This is a genomic window from Ruegeria spongiae (assembly GCF_023502395.1).
Classification (GTDB): domain Bacteria; phylum Pseudomonadota; class Alphaproteobacteria; order Rhodobacterales; family Rhodobacteraceae; genus Ruegeria_C; species Ruegeria_C spongiae.
On the sequence record NZ_JAMFMB010000006.1, the window covers coordinates 134,725 to 153,944 of the forward strand.

Annotated in this window: 18 protein-coding genes; 10 read left to right on the plus strand and 8 right to left on the minus strand. The window is 61.5% G+C overall.

Annotated elements, in window-relative coordinates:
• A complete protein-coding gene (locus M3P21_RS06995; RefSeq protein WP_249708018.1) occupies window positions 1–1,524 on the plus strand; it encodes a tripartite tricarboxylate transporter permease in 1,524 nt (507 codons plus the stop codon).
• A 253-nt stretch (window positions 1,525–1,777) separates the two neighbouring features.
• Here the strand turns inward: M3P21_RS06995 and katG are convergent, their stop codons facing one another.
• Window positions 1,778–3,979 (minus strand): catalase/peroxidase HPI, encoded by a 2,202-nt coding sequence (katG, locus tag M3P21_RS07000; RefSeq protein WP_249708020.1) that lies wholly within the window; start codon window positions 3,977–3,979, stop codon window positions 1,778–1,780.
• Window positions 3,980–4,167: 188 nt separating this feature from the next.
• On the opposite strand from katG, the gene M3P21_RS07005 reads away from it, so the two are divergent.
• Window positions 4,168–5,067: a LysR substrate-binding domain-containing protein gene (locus M3P21_RS07005; protein WP_249708022.1), complete on the plus strand. Its 900-nt coding sequence runs from the start codon at window positions 4,168–4,170 to the stop codon at window positions 5,065–5,067.
• Window positions 5,068–5,092: 25 nt separating this feature from the next.
• A complete protein-coding gene (locus tag M3P21_RS07010) occupies window positions 5,093–5,428 on the plus strand; it encodes a DOPA 4,5-dioxygenase family protein (protein ID WP_249708024.1) in 336 nt (111 codons plus the stop codon).
• A 59-nt stretch (window positions 5,429–5,487) separates the two neighbouring features.
• Here the strand turns inward: M3P21_RS07010 and M3P21_RS07015 are convergent, their stop codons facing one another.
• Window positions 5,488–7,116, minus strand: coding sequence for an acyl-CoA synthetase (locus tag M3P21_RS07015; RefSeq protein ID WP_249708025.1), 1,629 nt, complete (start codon window positions 7,114–7,116; stop codon window positions 5,488–5,490).
• Between the two features lie 232 nt (window positions 7,117–7,348).
• Between M3P21_RS07015 and M3P21_RS07020 the strand changes: the two genes are divergently transcribed.
• The 3 genes from M3P21_RS07020 to M3P21_RS07030 all read left to right on the plus strand — a co-directional run bounded on the left by M3P21_RS07020 (window position 7,349) and on the right by M3P21_RS07030 (window position 9,968).
• Complete coding sequence (locus tag M3P21_RS07020; RefSeq protein WP_249708026.1) at window positions 7,349–8,740, plus strand: aminotransferase family protein; 1,392 nt, start codon at window positions 7,349–7,351, stop codon at window positions 8,738–8,740.
• 121 nt (window positions 8,741–8,861) lie between these two features.
• Window positions 8,862–9,323, plus strand: a complete 462-nt coding sequence (locus M3P21_RS07025) for a hypothetical protein (protein WP_249708027.1) — start codon at window positions 8,862–8,864, stop codon at window positions 9,321–9,323.
• Window positions 9,324–9,377: 54 nt separating this feature from the next.
• Complete coding sequence (locus M3P21_RS07030) at window positions 9,378–9,968, plus strand: GNAT family N-acetyltransferase (RefSeq protein ID WP_249708028.1); 591 nt, start codon at window positions 9,378–9,380, stop codon at window positions 9,966–9,968.
• A 10-nt stretch (window positions 9,969–9,978) separates the two neighbouring features.
• Here the strand turns inward: M3P21_RS07030 and M3P21_RS07035 are convergent, their stop codons facing one another.
• Window positions 9,979–10,962 carry a quinone oxidoreductase family protein gene (locus M3P21_RS07035; protein ID WP_249708029.1) on the minus strand — a complete coding sequence of 328 codons (984 nt, stop codon included), beginning with the start codon at window positions 10,960–10,962 and terminating at the stop codon, window positions 9,979–9,981.
• 195 nt (window positions 10,963–11,157) lie between these two features.
• Between M3P21_RS07035 and M3P21_RS07040 the strand changes: the two genes are divergently transcribed.
• A complete protein-coding gene (locus M3P21_RS07040; RefSeq protein WP_249708030.1) occupies window positions 11,158–12,015 on the plus strand; it encodes a DUF2189 domain-containing protein in 858 nt (285 codons plus the stop codon).
• Here the strand turns inward: M3P21_RS07040 and M3P21_RS07045 are convergent.
• On the minus strand, window positions 12,012–12,998 hold the full coding sequence (locus M3P21_RS07045) for an NAD(P)H-quinone oxidoreductase (protein WP_249708031.1): 987 nt from the start codon (window positions 12,996–12,998) through the stop codon (window positions 12,012–12,014). The genes M3P21_RS07040 and M3P21_RS07045 overlap by 4 nt on opposite strands.
• Before the next feature lie 42 nt (window positions 12,999–13,040).
• Window positions 13,041–13,745, minus strand: coding sequence for a COQ9 family protein (locus M3P21_RS07050; RefSeq protein WP_249708032.1), 705 nt, complete (start codon window positions 13,743–13,745; stop codon window positions 13,041–13,043).
• Between the two features lie 112 nt (window positions 13,746–13,857).
• Between M3P21_RS07050 and rpsU the strand changes: the two genes are divergently transcribed.
• Window positions 13,858–14,064 carry a 30S ribosomal protein S21 gene (gene rpsU, locus M3P21_RS07055; RefSeq protein ID WP_005614280.1) on the plus strand — a complete coding sequence of 69 codons (207 nt, stop codon included), beginning with the start codon at window positions 13,858–13,860 and terminating at the stop codon, window positions 14,062–14,064.
• A 295-nt stretch (window positions 14,065–14,359) separates the two neighbouring features.
• Entirely contained in the window at window positions 14,360–15,400 is a 1,041-nt protein-coding gene (locus tag M3P21_RS07060; protein ID WP_249708033.1) for a CAP domain-containing protein, read from the plus strand.
• A gap of 50 nt (window positions 15,401–15,450) precedes the next feature.
• Here M3P21_RS07060 and ppk2 read toward each other — a convergent pair whose 3' ends face one another.
• A complete protein-coding gene (gene ppk2, locus M3P21_RS07065) occupies window positions 15,451–16,341 on the minus strand; it encodes a polyphosphate kinase 2 (RefSeq protein WP_249708047.1) in 891 nt (296 codons plus the stop codon).
• A gap of 185 nt (window positions 16,342–16,526) precedes the next feature.
• On the minus strand, window positions 16,527–16,985 hold the full coding sequence (locus tag M3P21_RS07070) for an Lrp/AsnC family transcriptional regulator (RefSeq protein WP_249708035.1): 459 nt from the start codon (window positions 16,983–16,985) through the stop codon (window positions 16,527–16,529).
• A 138-nt stretch (window positions 16,986–17,123) separates the two neighbouring features.
• On the opposite strand from M3P21_RS07070, the gene ald reads away from it, so the two are divergent.
• Window positions 17,124–18,242 carry an alanine dehydrogenase gene (ald, locus tag M3P21_RS07075; RefSeq protein WP_249708037.1) on the plus strand — a complete coding sequence of 373 codons (1,119 nt, stop codon included), beginning with the start codon at window positions 17,124–17,126 and terminating at the stop codon, window positions 18,240–18,242.
• 87 nt (window positions 18,243–18,329) lie between these two features.
• Here ald and M3P21_RS07080 read toward each other — a convergent pair whose 3' ends face one another.
• Complete coding sequence (locus M3P21_RS07080; RefSeq protein ID WP_283780878.1) at window positions 18,330–19,097, minus strand: mechanosensitive ion channel family protein; 768 nt, start codon at window positions 19,095–19,097, stop codon at window positions 18,330–18,332.
• Window positions 19,098–19,220 lie beyond the last annotated feature (123 nt).

Consider the following 19,220-nt stretch of genomic DNA (forward strand, 5'->3'; position numbering starts at 1 on the left):
ATGTTCGAAGGCATTATGACAGGCCTCGCGACGGCCTTTACATTCACCAATATCATGATGGTCATCGGTGGCTGCCTGATCGGGACGTTCATCGGCATGTTGCCGGGCCTTGGCCCGATGTCGATCATCGCAATCATGATCCCTGTGGCCATCACCATCGGCGATCCGTCAACCGCGCTGATCCTGCTTGCAGGCGTTTATTACGGCGCGGTCTTTGGCGGCTCGACCTCCTCGATCCTGATCAACGCGCCGGGGGTCGCGTCGACCGTTGCGACCAGTTTCGACGGCTATCCGCTGGCCCGATCCGGGCAGGCGGGCAAGGCGCTGACCGTGGCGGCGATCTCATCCTTTGCGGGGGGATCCATCGGGGCAATCCTGCTGATGATCTTTGCCCCCATGCTGGCCTCGGTGGCGTTGTTGTTTCATTCGTCAGAGTACTTCGCCCTGATGGTAGTTGGCCTTTCGGCCATTGCCGCCTTTGCCGGAACCGGTCAGGTGGCCAAGGCGCTGCTGATGACCTTCCTCGGCCTGATCATGGCGACTGTGGGCGAAGGCGTTTTGTTCAACATGCCGCGCTTCACCATGGGGATCATGGACCTGCAATCGGGTTTTGGCTTCATCACGCTGGCCATGGCGATGTTTGCCCTGCCCGAGGCGATCTATCTGGTGCTGGATCCGGGCCGCTCGAAAACCGGCGATGGCGAGGATGGCGGCAAAATCACCAATCTGCGGATCACCCGGCAAGAGGCAAAAAGCATCGCACCGGTGATCGGGCGGCAGTCATTGCAGGGCTTCTTCATCGGGGTTCTGCCCGGGGCTGGCGCAACCATCGCCTCTTTCCTTGGCTATGCGGTGGAACGCAACATTGCGCCCAAGGAAGAGCAGGAGCAGTTCGGCAAAGGTGCCATCAAGGGCATCGCGGCGCCGGAAAGCGCCAACAACGCCGCCTGTACCGGGTCTTTCGTACCACTTCTGACGCTGGGCATTCCCGGGTCGGGCACCACCGCGATCCTGCTCGGCGCGTTGATTGCGCTGAATGTCTCGCCGGGTCCACGCCTGATGGTGGATGAGCCGCAGATCTTCTGGGCGGTGATCATCTCGATGTACCTGGGCAATCTGGTTCTGCTGATCCTGAACCTGCCGCTGATTCCCTATATCGCCAAAGTGCTGGCGGTGCCGCGCAACTTCCTGATCCCGTTCATTTTGTTCTTTACCCTGATGGGGGCCTATATCGGCCAGAACAACGCGACCGAGTTGCTGCTTCTGGTGGGTTTCGGCATCTGCGCCACGATCCTGCGCTTTGCCGACTACCCACTGGCCCCGCTCTTGATCGGGTTCATCCTCGGGCCGCTGCTGGAAAACAACTTCTCGCGCGCGATGCAGCTTTATGACGGGATGGGGTTCATCTGGTCGCGTCCGATGACGCTGGGGCTGTTGATCTTTGCGGTGATCCTTGTGGTGCTGCCCAGCTATCGCGCCCGCCGCGCCCGTGCCCGGGCCGAAGGGGTCGCCGACGGCGATTGATCCGAACCATTCACTCATCGCAAAGGGCTGGCAATCGCTGGCCCTTTCTTTCGGCCCCTCTAAAACCTGAATTTTCAAGCGCGCAAGTTCGGCACCTAAGAGCCCTGTTCAAGATCATCATCCGAACGAACAGGGTGCCCGCTTTGCGGGGCGGTTTCAACGGGTCCATTGGACAGCAATTGTGGCTCTCATGAGCACCACGCAAATGGGCGCGCCGTTTCCGGCGCGCCCGATGCGAGTGAGTGGCGCATCTTTAGTTCAGGTCAAAACGATCCGCATTCATCACCTTGGACCAGGCCGCGACGAAATCACCGACGAACCGCGCGCCGCCATCATCCTGCGCATAGACCTCGACCAGAGCCCGCAGTTGCGAGTTGGACCCAAAGACCAGATCAACCCGCGTGCCGGTCCATTTGACCGCACCGCTTGCCCGGTCGCGACCTTCATAGAGGCCGTCCCCTGCCGGTTTCCACTCGGTACCCATGTCGACCAGATTGACGAAGAAATCATTCGTCAGTTTGCCCGGCTGATCGGTGAGAACACCATGCTGTGCCCCATCGGCATTGGCACCCAACACACGCAGACCACCCACCAGCGCCGTCATCTCGGGCGCGGTCAGAGTCAACAGTTGCGCGCGGTCGACCAGCAGTTCTTCAGACGAAACCGCGTATTCAGCCTTCTGATAGTTCCGGAAGCCGTCGGCCGCCGGCTCCATCACCGCGAAGGAGTCCACATCGGTCTGCTCCTGCGAGGCATCGGTACGGCCGGGTGAGAACGGCACCTCGACTTCGTGACCGCCCACACTGGCAGCCTGTTCGACCGCAGCGCCACCGGCCAGAACGATCAGATCAGCCAGTGAGACTGTCTTGCCGCCTGCGTTGAAATCCGACTGGATCCCTTCGAGCACACCCAGCACGCGAGCCAGTTGTGCGGGCTGGTTGACCTCCCAGTCCTTTTGCGGGGCCAGACGGAGGCGCGCACCATTGGCACCGCCCCGCTTGTCCGACCCGCGGAAGGTCGAGGCCGAGGCCCATGCGGTCGAGACCAACTCTGAAATCGACAAACCTGAAGCAAGGATTTTCGCCTTCAGATCAGCCACATCCGCCGTATCGATCAACGCATGATCCACCGCCGGAACGTTGTCCTGCCAGAGCAATTCCTCTGTCGGCACCTCGTCCCCAAGATAGAGCGCGCGCGGCCCCATATCGCGGTGGGTCAGCTTGAACCAGGCGCGGGCAAACGCATCGGCGAACTCTTCGGGGTTTTCATGGAACCGGCGCGAGATCGGCTCATAGATCGGGTCCATCCGCAGCGACATATCCGCCGTGGTCATCATCGGCGCGTGTTTCTTCGACGGATCGAATGCATCGACGACCATATGTTCCTCGGCCACGTCCTGTGCCTGCCACTGGTTGGCGCCTGCCGGGCTTTTGACCAGCGCCCACTCATAGCCAAAAAGCACGTCGAAATAGCCATTGTCCCAGGTTGTCGGGTTCGGCTTCCACGCGCCCTCGATGCCGCTGGTGGTGGTGTCGCCCGCCTTGCCGGAACCGTACGCATTGATCCAGCCCAGCCCCATATGTTCGATCGCCGCGCCTTCGGGTTCTGCGCCAACCAGATCGGGATTGCCCGCGCCGTGCGCCTTGCCAAAGGTGTGACCTCCGGCAACCAGCGCCACGGTTTCCTCGTCGTTCATCGCCATGCGCCCAAAGGTGTCGCGCACGTCACGGCCCGAGGCGACCGGGTCGGGATTGCCGTCGGGGCCTTCGGGGTTCACATAGATCAGGCCCATCTGCACTGCCGCCAGCGGGTTTTCCAGATCGCGCTCGCCGGAATAGCGGCTGTTGTCCTTGTCACTGGTGGCCAGCCATTCCTTTTCCGCGCCCCAATAGATGTCTTCCTCCGGCTCCCAGATGTCGGCGCGGCCACCGGCGAACCCAAACGTCTTGCCGCCCATGGATTCGATGGCGCAATTGCCCGCCAGAATAATCAGATCGGCCCAGGAAATCTTGTTGCCGTATTTCTGTTTGATCGGCCAAAGCAGACGGCGTGCCTTGTCCAGGTTGCCGTTGTCTGGCCAGCTATTGAGCGGCGCAAAACGCTGCGTGCCGGTCGAACCGCCACCGCGCCCGTCCGCTGTCCGGTAGGTGCCTGCGCTGTGCCAGGCCATCCGGATGAACAGGCCACCGTAATGGCCGTAATCGGCGGGCCACCAGTCCTGACTGTCGGTCATCAGGTCATAGAGATCCCGTTTGAGCGCCTTGAGGTCCAGTTTCTTGAACTCTTCGGCATAATCGAACCCCTCACCCATCGGGTCGGAGAGATTCGAATGCTGATGCAGGATGCGCAGGTTAAGCTGGTTGGGCCACCAGTCCGCGTTTGATCTGCTGGCAAAGGTCGTGTGTGCATGCATCACCGGGCATTTGCCGGTGTTGTCGATGTCGTTGCCGTCCATCTGAAATCTCCGAGATTGGCTGCGTTGGATCTGTATATCGCCAAAAGAACTGGGCACCTCCGGCACGCCCCTATGCGGGCGGCATCACCGGTGTCGCGCCCTCCTCCCCGTAGCTGACAGGAGGAGCGTAGCAAAAGGTGAGCATTGCCAAAAGTTGCATTTTCCGATTGTTGCGATAATTTCAGGTTATGAACAATCTCACCCTCCGCCAGCTTCGGTATTTTCAGGCGCTGTCGCGCCACGCCCATTTCGGACGGGCCGCTGATGCCTGCGCAATCTCGCAGCCCGCCCTGTCGGTGCAGATCAAGGAGTTGGAGGAAAACCTTGGTGTTCAACTGTTTGAACGTAGCGCGCGACATGTACGGCTGACCGGGTTCGGTGAGGAATTTGCCCTGCGCGTCCGCGACATCCTGCGCTCGGTGGACGAGCTTGCGGACATGGCGCGCGCCTCTCAGGCAGAACTGGCGGGCCGCTTGCGCATCGGAGTCATCCCCACCGTTGCCCCCTATCTTCTGCCATCGCTGGTGGGCGCGCTGTCGCGGTCCCATCCGGGGCTGGACCTGCATATCCGCGAGACGCAGACCTCGAAACTTATGGAAGAGGTCTCCGAAGGCCGCCTCGACACCGCCATCGTGGCTCTTCCGGTGTCGGAACCAGCCTTCACCGAGGTGGAGCTGTTCGCCGAGGATTTCGTCCTGATCCGGCCCGAGGCGGATGCGGGCAAGCCAACGCCCAACGGTGAGTCCTTGCGCAAGATGCGCCTGCTCCTGCTGGAAGAGGGGCATTGTTTTCGCGATCAGGCCCTGTCGTTTTGCAACATCCAGTCGACCCTGCCGCGCGAGGGGTTGGACGGCAGTTCGCTGTCGACGCTGGTTCAGATGGTCGGCGCAGGCATCGGCGTCACCTTGATACCGGATATGGCTGTCCCGGTGGAAACCCGTTCGGCTGCAGTATCAGTCGCCCGGTTCGACACCCCCCGCCCCTCGCGCACAATCGGTATGATCTGGCGCAAGACCAGCCCGATCGCGGGTCAGTTGCAGGTGATCTCCGAAAGTGTTCGCGCCGCCGGAACGGAACAATTAGCCTGATCAGGCCCAGAGCAGAGGACCCAGAATGCCCGAAATCACCGGCTACCACGCCCATGTCTATTTCGACGCCGCAACGCAGGACGCGGCGCAACAGGTCTGTGAAGAGGCCGCAAAGCTCTTTCCGGTCGAAATGGGTCGGATGCACGCCAAAGCCGTCGGCCCGCATCCACGATGGAGTTGCCAATTGGCCTTTGCACCCGAGGCGTTCGATCAGGTGATCCCCTGGCTGATGCTGAACCGTCGCGGGCTGACAGTGTTCATCCATCCCGAAACCGGAGACCATCTGGCAGATCATCGCGACCGTGCGATCTGGATGGGGGACATGCTGGACCTGAACCTGTCCATCTTCGACAAGCTCTGAGCAATCAGGCGGTTTCGAAACCGCCTGCAAAAGCCTCTGCCAAGCCCTGACGGCGCGCGTTAAAGCGCGCGCGCGCGCTCTCGCAGCAGGAATTTCTGGATCTTGCCGGTGGATGTCTTGGGCAGAACGCCAAACACCACGGTCTTGGGGGATTTGAAATGGGCCATGTTGTCCCGGCAATGGGCGATCAGACCCGCCGCATCCGCGCCCGCCCCCGGCTTGAGTTCGACAAAGGCGCAGGGTGTTTCGCCCCATTTGTCATCCGGCTTCGCCACCACCGCAGCCTCAAGCACCGCAGGGTGTTTATACAGCACATCCTCGACCTCGACGGACGAGATATTCTCGCCGCCCGAGATGATGATGTCCTTGGATCGGTCCTTGAGCGCGATGTACCCGTCCGGATGCATCACCCCCAGATCACCCGACGCAAACCAGCCGCCGCGAAACGCCTTGTCCGTGGCGTCCGGGTTCTTGAGATACCCCTTCATCACGATATTGCCCTGCATGAAGATCTCGCCCATCGTCTCGCCATCCGCTGGCACCGGCTCCATTGTGTCGGGGTCGGCCACCATCAGGCCGGACAGGGCCACATATTTAACGCCCTGCCGGACTTTCAGCGCGGCACGTTCTTCACCGGATCGTGTATTCCATTCGTCTTTCCAAGCGCAGACGACCGAGGGGCCATAGGTCTCGGTCAGGCCATAAACATGGGTCACCTCGATCCCCATCACCTCCATCTTCTCGATCACAGCGGCAGGGGGCGGCGCACCAGCGGTCATGACCCTGATCGCATGATCGAACTGTTTCAACGCGTCCGGCGCGTTGGCCAGCATGTTCAGCACGATGGGCGCACCGCAGAAATGGGTGACCTGATGGTCGCGGAATGCCTGAAACACCGCCTCGTCCCGCACCGCGCGCAGGCACACAGAGATGCCCGCATTTGCCGCCATCGTCCAGGGGAAGCACCAGCCATTGCAATGGAACATCGGCAGGGTCCACAGATAGACCGGATGCTGCGGCATCCCCCAGGTCAGGATGTTCGAGGTCGCGTTCAGCGCCGCGCCGCGATGGTGATAGACCACACCCTTGGGGTTGCCGGTCGTTCCGGAGGTATAGTTGAGCGAGATCGCGTCCCATTCGTCATCCGGCAGCGACCAGTCAAACTCGGGATCGCCTTCGGCCAGCAGCGCGTCATAGGTTAACGAGCCAACGAGCTGACCGCCCTCGAAACTGGGATCGGCAATGTCCACCACCAGCAGGTCCGGCAGATCGACCTGTTTCAGCGCCTCTGCGACCACGCCCGAAAACTCGGGATCAACGAGCAGAACCCTTGCCTCGGCATGTCCGAGAATGAAGGCGATGACCCCCGCATCGAGCCGCGTGTTGATCGTGTTGAGCACCGCGCCCGCCATCGGCACGCCGAAATGCGACTCGTACATCTCGGGGATGTTCGCCGCGATGATCGACACCGTATCGCCCTTGCCGATCCCGCGTCGCGCAAGCGCGCTGGCCAGCCTGCGACACCTTGCATAGGTCTCGGCCCAACAATAGCGCCGACCGCCGTAGATGACCGATAGGTAGTCCGGGTAGACGGAAGCGCTGCGCTCCAGATAGCTGAGCGGCGACAGGGGCGTGAAATTCGCCCCGCACTTGTCCAGTTGGCTTTCATAGATGTTCGTCTGCGACATGCGCCGTCCCTCCCCTACGCCCGTGGATAATGCCGGGATTGGGTCGCGATGGAAATCCCCAACCATCCTACCGACTTGCGGGTCGCGCAGGCCCATTTGGCTATAAACCGCCCCCGGTTCTGGCCCTAACGGTCAACCCCGTTTTGGCGTTTCTGGGTGAGTAGGACATCCGATCGCCGCAAGGATTCTCTGACCCTTCCGGCGCGCGCAGACATAGCAGAAAGGACATGTCATGGACGGCACGTTCAACGAGAACGACCTGAGCCGTGTGGTCGAGGCCGACCGCGCCCATATCTGGCACCACCTGATCCAGCACAAACCCTTTGAGACCAATGATCCCCGCATCATTGTCGAAGGCAAGGGCATGCGCGTCTGGGACCAGAAGGGCAAGGAACATCTGGATGCGGTCTCCGGCGGGGTCTGGACGGTGAACGTGGGCTATGGCCGCGAATCCATCGCCAAGGCGGTCTATGACCAGTTGATGAAGCTGTGCTATTTCGCCAATTCCGCAGGTTCGATCCCCGGTTCGATCTTTGCCGAGAAACTGATCGAGAAGATGCCGGGCATGAGCCGGGTCTACTACACCAACTCTGGCTCCGAGGCGAATGAGAAAGCCTTCAAGCTGGTCCGCCAGATCGCGCATAAACGCTATGGCGGCAAGAAGACCAAGATCCTGTATCGTGATCGCGACTATCACGGCTCGACGCTGGCCACCATGTCGGCGGGCGGTCAGGACGAGCGCACCGTGCAATACGGCCCCTTCGCCCCGGATTTCGTGCGGGTGCCCCATTGCATGGAATACCGCAAGCATGAACTCGACGGCGCGCCGGAAGAAAACTTTGGCGAATGGGCCGCGGATCAGATCGAAGAGGTCATCCTGCGCGAAGGTCCCGACACGGTCGGCGCGCTCTGCCTGGAACCGGTGACCGCTGGTGGCGGTGTGATCGAGGCTCCCGAGGGCTACTGGCAGCGCGTGCAGGAGATCTGCAAGAAATACGACGTGCTGCTGCATATCGACGAGGTCGTCTGCGGCGTGGGCCGGACCGGCACCTGGTTCGGCTATCAGCAATATGGCGTGAAGCCCGATTTCGTGACCATGGCCAAGGGCGTTGCCTCGGGCTATGCGGCCATCGCCTGCATGGTGACCACCGAAGAAGTGTTCAACATGTTCAAGGATGATGCCGACGATCCGCTGAACTATTTCCGCGACATCTCGACCTTTGGTGGCTGCACTGCTGGTCCGGCGGCGGCGATCGAGAATATGCGGATCATCGAGGATGAGAACCTGCTGGGCAATTGCGCCGCCATGGGCGACCGCATGACCGGCAACCTGCGGGCGCTGATGGAGAAGCACAAAGTCATCGGCGATGTGCGCGGCAAGGGGTTGTTCCTGGGCGCCGAACTGGTGGCGGATCGCGCCACCAAAGAGCCAGCACCGGAAAAACTGACGCAGGCGGTTGTGGCCGACTGCATGGCGCAGGGTGTGATCATCGGCGCCACCAACCGCTCGGTCCCGGGGCGCAACAACACGTTGTGCTTCTCACCCGCGCTGATCGCGACAGCAGACGATATCGACCAGATCACCGATGCGGTCGATGGCGCGCTGGGGCGTGTCTTTGGCTGATCAGCCATTTGCAGACCCTGGAAACCGGCGCATCCCGCGCCGGTTTTTTTGTTTGCGCAACAGATTGCCAAATGCCTGAACTCGGATAGCCTGACGCCACCCCGATGCAGGAGACCGACCCATGTTATTGAAATTCGCCCGCAGCCTTGCCGCCGTTCTTATGCTTGCCCTCACCGCCCCGGCCAACGCGGATGAAGGGGAAGGTTTCCCTCAGATCGTCGGCACCTGGACCGGCACATATCTGGTGGCCTTTGCCAAATCGAACCCGAATCACGAAAAGGGGCTTTTGCGGACCGAGATGGAGCTTGAGATCACCAAGCTCGACGGCAATCTCATCACCGCGACCAACCGCTGGCGCCGGATCGGGGACAGTGAGTGGATTGTCGAAGAGGCGATGGGCACCTTCAGCCTTGATGATCCGACCCGCTTCGTTCTGGCCGAGGCCGGTATCTCGGGCGACGATGTGTCATCGGGGATTTTCAACGGGGTCTATCTGGATGATGTGCTGCTGGTCACCTATGCCGGACCGGGCACCGGTGTCTCATTCGCGGCGCAACTGGTGAAAAAAGACGGCGACAAATAAGTCTGGCACCCGCGTCAATCGAAACGCCTGCCACCTACTCTGAGGATTTTCACCATGTGGGCTTCTCCCGTTTCTCTGACCGGTTCTCATGTCGCCGTCGCCCCCCTGTCGCAGAATCATGCCGTCGATCTGGCGCAGGCAGCGGCGGATGGGGCATTGCATCGGCTCTGGTACACCTCGGTTCCACCCCCCGCAGCAGTGCCGGACGAGATCAACCGCCGCCTGTCGCTGCTGGAGGCGGGCAGCATGGTGCCCTTCGCAATCCTGGATCGCAGCGGTAAGGCGGTGGGCATGACCACCTATATGAATATCGACCACGCCAACCGGCGGTTGGAGATCGGCTCGACCTGGTATCGCAAAGCGGTGCAGCGCGGGCCGCTCAACACCGAATGCAAACTGCTGCTGCTGACCCATGCCTTTGAGACGCTCAACGCCATCGCGGTCGAGTTCCGCACCCATTTCATGAACCAGCAAAGCCGCCGCGCCATCGAACGGCTGGGTGCCAAGCTGGACGGGATTTTGCGGTCGCACATGATCATGGCCGATGGCAGCCTGCGCGATACGGCGGTCTATTCGATCACGGCAGCGGAATGGCCTGCGGTCCGGTCGAACCTGCGCTGGAAGCTGGATCAGCCGCGCGGCTGATCCGATCGGGTCACACCTCCAGTATCGTGCTGCCCGTCGTCTGCCGCGCCTCAAGCGCGCGATGGGCGTCAGCCACTTGATCCAGTGCAAAGCGCTGGTCGATGCGAATCTGGATGTCGCCCTTCGTCACCTTGCTGAACAGGTGCTGCGCCATGTCCTGACAGATGGCGGCATCGGCAATGTGGGTGAACAGGGTCGGCCGGGTGATCCTGAGCGAGCCGCGCTGCGCCAGCATCGCCAGATCAAAGGGCGGCACCGGCCCCGAGGCATTCCCGAAGGAAATCATCATGCCCAGCGGCTTCAGCGAGTCGAGCGAACCGACAAACGTATCGGCACCGATCGAATCCATCACCACATCGACCCCGGCCCCATCGGTCAGGTCGCGCACACGTTGCGCGAAATCCTCGCTGCGGTAGTTGATGCACGCGCTGGCGCCGTGATGCAGCGCCAGCTCGCATTTCTCGTCCGAGCCCGCCGTGCCGATCAGCCGGAGGCCCTCGGACCGCGCCCATTGGCAGGCGATCAGCCCGACGCCGCCCGCTGCGGCATGAAACAGAACCGTATCGCCCCGCTTGAGAGGGGTGGTGCGGTGAAACAGGTATTCCACCGTCATCCCCTTGAGCATCATTGCCGCACCCTGATCGAAGCCGATGGATTTGGGCAGCGGGCAGACCTGCGCGGCGGGCATCACCCGCGCTTCGGCATAGGCACCCGGAGGGGCCGCTGCATAAGCGGCGCGGTCGCCGGGTTTGAGATGCGGGACGCCCGGTCCCACGGCCTCGATGATACCGGCACCCTCCATGCCCAGCGCCTGCGGCAGCTCCAGCGGATAGAGCCCCATGCGCTGATAGACATCGATGAAATTCAGCCCGCAGGCATGGTGGCGGATGCGGATCTCGCCGGGCCCGGGATCGCCAATGCGCCGATCCTCGATGCGCAGCACCTCGGGGCCACCGGTTTCATGGATCACGATCGTGCGGGCTGTCTGTGGCATCTGCGCCTCCCTCTGCCTGACACGGCTGAAGCTAACAGGCGTCAGGCAAAGGGCAAGCGCCCTGCTCGCCAAGGCGTGACCGAACCGTGCGGGGAATCATGTTATACTTGTCCCATCTGTCGCCGACCGGTCGGGTCTGAGGCGACGCCGGGACCCAGGACCAAGGCGCATCACAACGCCAAGGAAGGGTAAGCCATGGCGAAAACTATCGGAAATCCAATCAGTTGGGCCGCCCGCAACCTGGGCAGTACCAGCGATCACATGGGCGAGGCGATCTCGGGGCTGGGCGGCGACGCCAAGGCCGAGATGCCGATGGTCCAGGTGCTGACAATGCGTGACATCCCGGCCTGCCTGCGGGCCGGGTATGACGATTTCATCGCCACCCGCGCCGATGCGATCTTTGCGATCGCGATCTATCCGATCGCCGGTCTGATCCTGTTCGGGATGGGCATGCAGATGGACCTTGTGCCGCTGCTTGCACCCCTGGTGCTGGGATTCGCGCTGGTGGGTCCGGCTGCGGCGGTCGGGCTTTACGAAATCAGCCGCAGGCGCGAGGCCGGACAGGACGCGCATTGGCGGCACGCCTTTGGTGTCTTTCGCGCGCCCTCTTTCGGGTCGATCTTTGTGCTGGCGCTATATCTGACCATGCTGTTTCTGGTCTGGATGATGGCCGCACAGAGCATCTATGCCGCCACGCTGGGGCCCGAGCCGCCGGCCTCAATCATGGGATTCGTGGGCGACCTCTTTGGCACGTCTCAGGGCTGGGCGCTGATTGTTGCGGGCAACGCGGTGGGGCTTCTGTTTGCGGTCGTCGCACTGGCCATCAGCGTGGTCAGCTTCCCGCTGCTGCTGGAACGCAAGGTCGGCGTGCCCGTCGCTGTGGTTACCTCGGTCCGCGTGCTGCGCCAAAACCCGGTTGTCATACTGAGCTGGGGCGCGATGGTTGCGGCGCTGCTGGTACTGGGCTCGATCCCCTTCATGCTGGGGCTGATCGTCGTGTTGCCTGTGCTGGGCCACGCCACCTGGCATCTCTACCGGCGTGCGGTGGCCTAGCCCGCAACGTTCAGAACGATCTTGCCGATATGGTCCGAGGCCTCCATCCGCGCATGGGCCTGCGCCGCGTCAGCCAGATCAAAACTGCTGTCCATGACCGGGCCGACGCGCCCGGCCTCAATCAGTGGCCAGACCGCCTCGCGCAGGGTCTGGGCGATCTGCGCCTTGGCCAGATCGCTTTGCGGACGCAGGGTACTGCCGGTCAGCGTCAGCCGCTTGACCATCATCATCGCAAAGTTCAGCTCGACCACCGGGCCTTGCAGGAACGCGATCTGTACCAGCCTGCCATCATTGGCCAACGCCTTGACGTTGCGGGGAATGTAATCACCGCCCACCATGTCGAGGATCAGATCGGCGCCGCCCTCGGCCTTCATCACCTTGACGAAATCCTCGTCGCGGTAGTTGATCGCGCGCTCGGCACCAAGATCGGTGCAGGCCGTGCACTTCGCCTCGGAGCCCGCGGTCGCGAACACGCGCGCACCAAACGCATTGGCAAGCTGGATGGCGGTCGTGCCGATCCCGCTGGACCCGCCATGAACCAGAAACCGCTCGCCCGCCTTCAACCCGCCACGGGAAAAGACATTGGACCAGACGGTAAAGAAGGTCTCGGGCAGGCAGGCTGCCTCTTTCAGTCCCATGCCCTTGGGCACCGGCAGGCAATGGGCCGCAGGGGTCGCGACATATTCGGCATACCCACCGCCCGGCAGCAGCGCACAGACCTGATCGCCGATATCAAGCGATGTGACGCCATCGCCCAGCGCCACAACCTCGCCCGACGCTTCCAGCCCCGGCAGATCGCTGGCGCCGGGCGGTGGGTCATAGGCCCCTGCCCGTTGCAGCGCGTCCGGCCGGTTCACCCCGGCATAAGCAACCCTGAGCACCACCTGGCCGTGGCCCGGTTCGGGCACCGGGCGCTGCACGGGTTTCAGAACCTCGGGGCCGCCGGGTTGTGAAATTTCGACGGCACGCATCATCTGGGTCATTCCATCTGGTCCTTGTGGCTCGGGTTTGCAGCAGGGTCGGGACTATCGGCGCGGGCGCAGAAGGCCCGGAAGATCGACGCGCGGCGCGCGTGTGGGCGCGCGGATCTGTCTGGACAGCCACATCGGCCCGGCCATGAAGGGTTTCAGCAGCGGGTTGGCGTTCACCCGGGCCTTGACCTTTTCGATCGTCATGACGTCTTCGATGCGCCGGTCGAGAAAGGTCCATGTCGCGGCATTGCCCTCGGACTCGTCGCCCATCCAGAACAGCAGCGTCGAGGAATAAACGCCTGAGAGCAGCCCGCGTTTGGTGTACCAGTTCAAATCGTCCGACGAATCGCCCAGCGCCGCCCAGATCAGATCGCAGGTATTCCAGATCGCGCCGGTACCCTCGGCCGCCAGATGCGGCAGGGCGAACAGAACGACACCCCGGCGCACCGCCTCTTTTTCATTGGGGGCGCTGGCCGCTTCGATCCGGCTGCGCACGGCCAATGTGACCCGTTCGCGTATCTTGAGCGCGCTCAGATCGGTTTCCTCAAGGCGTTTGAGCATGATGTCATCGCCGCGCTTGTGAAAAGCCAGCGCCAGATCGACCGCCCCGCGCGGGCAAGCCGCCTGAGCCACGGTCCGGTCCAGACCGGTATCCGCGATGGCCGCCTCGAAACAGGCGGCGCACCACCCGTCAAACGGCACATGATCAAGCGCGGCATCCAGAAGCTGGTCGCGCACGGTCTCATAAGGTGTTGTCATGGCGTAACTCCTTTGTCTGCCCCACTACTAGACAAGTTCAGGGCGCTTTGCTATACGGCCACTTCCTGCAAATTTCCTTGCAACTCATATCTAGAAAGGTGGTGACAACCACATGCAGGTTAGTGTTCGCGACAACAATGTCGATCAGGCGCTCCGTGCCCTGAAGAAAAAGCTGCAGCGCGAAGGCGTTTTCCGCGAAATGAAGCTCAAGCAACATTTCGAGAAGCCGTCCGAGAAAAAAGCGCGCGAGAAAGCTGAAGCGATCCGCCGTGCCCGTAAACTGGCGCGTAAGAAAGCACAGCGCGAAGGTTTGCTCTAAGACCTCGCTCGTCCAGCTTTGGATGACACTATTTGACGACCCCCGCGGCATTGCCCGGGGGTTTGTCGTTTCAGGACCGGGGTAATCCGCTGGCGCCACACACAATTGGCGCAGCATTTCGCCTTTTCACCCCTAAGCGGTCTTTTGCCCGGCATTTTGCAGCCGTGCGAATCCCGCGCTGGCAGCGCCCCGCCGCTTAGATGCAACCTTTGATGGCGCGCCTCTTTCAGACTGTCTCCGGCTCCTTCTATCTCGTCGCTGTCCTTTCGGACACAGGCAGAAAAAGGAGGCTGAAATGTCGAATGCAAACACGGTCGAACGCGAGATGCTGGCGTTGATAAACCAGGAACGCACCTCACGCGGGATCGAGCCGCTGCAACTGGAAACCCGGTTGAACACATCGGCGGAAGATCACAGCACATGGATGCTGGACAGCGACAATTTCTCGCATACCGGTTCGGCCGGATCGAGTGCGCAAGAGCGTATGGAAGACGCGGGCTTTGAGTTTTCCGGCAATTGGCGGTCAGGCGAGAACATCGCCTGGCAATCGGAACGCGGTGCGCCCGGTAACAGCGATGACGTGGCCGATCTGCATGCCGGGCTGATGAACAGCCCCGGGCACCGGGCCAATATCCTGAACCCCGATTACAAATATATCGGAATCGGGGTCGAGGACGGCGACCTCAATGGCTGGGATGCGGTGATGGTGACGCAGAACTTCGCGACCACCGATGCGTCGGTGCTGCTCGATATTCCGGCTGAGGATACGCCACCGGTTGATCCGGAAACCCCGGTCGCCGAGACGCCCTCGCCCGAGGATGAAGAGACAGATGGTGAAGACCCAGATGTCGACGTCACAGATGCCGAAGACCCCGAAACCCCGATGCCCGATGACAGTGATCCGGTTGAACCGGAGACCGAAGAGCCGGACACCGATGTCACTGATACCGAGGCCCCGGACACCGAGGGACCAGACACCGACGTTACCGAAACCGAGGATCCTGAAGCCGAGGAACCGGGCACCGATGTCACCGACAACGGCGATCCGGGCGGCTGCGAGGATGTCATCCGTGCGCAGGTCACAGACTTCCTCGAAGAGGTGCAGGATTTCGTCGATCAGTTCGACTGGTGCGCGCCCGGGGCGAATGATGCCGATGTTGCGGATATTGCAACCGGGCTGGTTGGCCTCTGGCTTGTCACCGAGGTCTTTGACACCCTCTTCGACACCCCCGAGGATCCCGGGCAAACCGAGATCGTCATGAACACTGGCGGGGCCGAGGATGACGATATGATGATGACACCCGACATGAATGGCTGCATGTTCGACTTCGTCTGACCCGCTGACACACAGGCTGGCCCGGCATCGCGTCGGGCCAGCACAGGCGGTCAGTAAACCTTTGGCACATAAAGTTCATCGGGAAGAACCTGGCGTTCGTACTCCGGATTATATTTGCGGTCCGGCAGCGTGACCTTTTCGCTGGGCACGTCTTCGTAAGGTATCTGCGATAGCAGATGTTCGATGCAGTTCAGCCGCTCGCGTTTCTTGTCGTTGCCCTCGACGATATACCAGGGCGCTTCGGGGATGTTGGTGCGGGCGAACATCTCTTCCTTGGCCTTGGTGTAATCTTCCCAGCGGATGCGGCTTTCCAGATCCATCGGGCTCAGTTTCCACTGTTTCATCGGGTCGTGGATGCGCATGAGGAAGCGCAGTTGCTGTTCTTCATCGGTGATCGAGAACCAGTATTTCAGCAAGATGATCCCCGACCGTTTCAGCATCCGCTCGAATTCGGGAACGTCCTGAAAGAACTGTTCAACCTGATCTTCGGTGGCAAAGCCCATCACCCGCTCGACCCCTGCACGATTGTACCAGGAGCGATCGAACAACACGATCTCGCCCCCTGAGGGCAGATGCGGCACGTAGCGCTGGAAATACCACTGGCTCTGTTCCCGGCGCGAGGGCGCGGGCAACGCGACCACACGCGCGACGCGCGGGTTCAGGCGTTGGGTGATGCGTTTGATCACGCCGCCCTTGCCGGCCGAATCCCGCCCCTCCATCAGGATCAGCACTCTGGCACCGGTATGCTGCACCCAGTCCTGCAGTTTGATCAATTCCGCCTGCAGCCGCAGCAAGTTGCGGAAATAGACCCTGCGATCGAGCATTCCGGGATTCTGCGATTTGTAGAGCTTGCGGATCTCCATCGACAGCATCGGCTCGCTGAATTCGATCTCGAAATCCTCGTCCAGCGTATCCTCCAACTCGGCCTCAAGCCATTTCATGCCCAGGTCTTCGGAATCGTCGGTCAAGGTCAGCTCCTTCTTTTCGGTTCACAATCGGATGTATGCCATATCCGGCGCATGTAAATCTCTGATGTCGGTCAAATCTGGGTCAGCACCCGGTTCCGAACAAAACATACTCGCCCGCCTCGCGGGGCGAGGCAAGCCCCGAGCACCGGGCAAACGGCTCAGACCGGAAGCGCGGTGGTCTTGAACACGGTGCGCAGCGCAAACGAGGACTGCATCTGCGCAACCCCCGGCAGCCGCGCCAGATATTGCCGGTGAATGCGCGCGAAATCCTCGGTGTTTTCGGCAACGACCTTGAGGATGTAATCCGCCGTACCTGCCATCAGATGGCACTCAAGCACATCCGGTATCCGCGACACACCCTTCTCGAACGCGTCCAGCACTTCGTCCGCCTGCCCCTGCAGCGTGATCTCGACAAACACCGTGGTCGGCACACCCAGTTTGCGGGCATCCAGCAGTGCCACGTAGTCGCGGATATAGCCTTCGGCCTCCAGCCGCTGCACGCGCCGGTGACAGGCCGACGGCGACAGGTTCACCTTCTCGGACAGGTCGGCATTCGACATGCGGCCCTTTTTCTGCAGCTCAATGAGAATCCGTCGATCTGTTGCATCCAGGGCCAAACGCGCAAGCCTTTTGCATGAAATATCCAAGTTTTCGAAGAATATACACCAATTACAGCGGAATGCGAGGAAGGTTTCACAGAAATCCCCTTGGATTCATGCCCATAATTTAGGCAGTTTGAGAATGGGAGTGAGACAATGAAAATCGGGTGCCCGAAAGAGATCAAGCCGCAGGAGTTCCGCGTCGGCATGACACCCAATGCCGCCCATGAAGCGGTGCAGCATGGTCATGAGGTGATTATCGAAACCAATGCCGGGGCCGGATCGGGCTTTGAGGATGCCGATTATGTCGCCGCTGGCGCGCGGATCGTGGACACGGCAGAAGAGGTGTTCGCCACCGCCGACATGATCGTCAAGGTCAAGGAACCACAGGCGGTCGAACGCAAGATGCTGCGCGAAGGCCAGCTCTTGTTCACCTATCTGCATCTGGCGCCTGACCCGGATCAGACCCATGACCTGCTGGCCTCGGGTTGCACCGCCATCGCGTATGAAACTGTGACCGACACTGCCGGTGGCCTGCCGCTGCTGTCGCCGATGTCCGAGGTCGCCGGGCGGCTGGCGCCGCAGGTCGGTGCCTGGACCCTGCAAAAGGCCAATGGCGGGCGCGGCGTGCTGATGGGTGGCGTGCCCGGAGTTGGCCCGGCGCGGGTCGTGGTGATTGGCGGCGGCGTTGTCGGCACCCATGCGGCGCGTATTGCCGCCGGAATGGGCGCGGATGTGACCGTACTGGATCGCTCTCTGAACCGGTTGAAATACCTCGACGACGTCTTTGGCGGCACCTTCAAGAACCAGTATTCGACCGCCGGATCGACCATCGAACTGGTGCGGCAGGCGGATATGGTGATCGGCGCGGTTCTGATCCCCGGTGCCGCAGCACCCAAGCTGATCACCAAGGCGCAACTGTCCGAGATGAAGCCGGGCGCGGCCATCGTGGATGTGGCGATCGACCAGGGCGGCTGTTTCGAGACCTCCAAGGCCACAACCCACGCCGACCCGATCTATAATGTGGACGGGATCATGCATTACTGCGTGGCCAATATGCCCGGCGCGGTGGCGCGGACCTCGACCATTGCTTTGGGCAACGCCACCATGCCGTTCCTGCTGGCGCTGGCGGACAAGGGTTGGAAACAGGCCTGTCAGGACGACCCGCACCTGCTGAACGGGCTGAACGTGCATGCCGGGCAACTGACCTACTACGCGGTTGGCAAAGCGCTGGGGATCGACGTGGTCTCACCCTCGGTCGCAGTCAAATCCTGACGCCTCGGAAACAAGAAAACGCCGCGCGATGCGCGGCGTTCTCCAAAGTGAGTGGTGGGTATTGAATTTCCGCTTTGCGCCTTTCGCTTATCCGGCCTTCTGGATCTCGACGGCATGCGGATAGGGGATCGAAATGCCCTGCGCGTCAAATGCCTCTTTCACCTTCTGGGTCAGCATGAATTTCAGGTCCCAGTAATCGGCGGCATTGCACCAGAGCCGCGCCGTCAGATCGACCGAGCTGTCGCCCAGATTGGTAACCCGCACCCAAGGCTCGGGATCGGACAGAACCCGACCATCGGCCTGCGCGGTGTCCAGAATGATCTTCATCGCCGCATCGGCGTTGTCGCCGTAATCGATACCGAAGACCAGATCGACGCGGCGGGTGTCATGGGCCGAATAATTGATGATGATCGACCCCCAGGCCTGACCGTTGGGCACGATGATCTGCACATTGTCCGGCGTCACCAGTTCGGTGGTGAACAGGTTGACCTCTTGCACGGTGCCGGCTGTGCCGCCGATATCGACATATTGGCCCAGCTTGTAGGGCCGGAAGATCACGATCATCACACCCGCCGCAAGGTCACTGAGCGTGCCCTGCAGCGCCAGACCGATCGCCAGCGACGCGGCACCAAGAACCGCGACGACGCTGGTGGCCTCGATCCCGAAGATGCCAAGCACGGCAACGATCACCATCGCCAGGATCGCCCATTTCACCATGCTCGCCAGGAAGTTCCCCAGCGTGGGGTCGATATGGGGCGTTGAATTCACCTTGCGGCGCACCATACCGCCGATGGTTCCGGCCACGATCCATCCGACAATGAGAACGGCAAGCGCCTTGGCCGCGTTGAGTATCATTGGCCAGACAAATTCCGTCTGAGTGAGTAGTTCTTCCACAGGCAACTCCAATATTATCGTGTGATACCCGCGCGTTCGGCTGCGGGGTCGCGGCGGATCATCCAGCAAAAGCGAGAAAGGGTC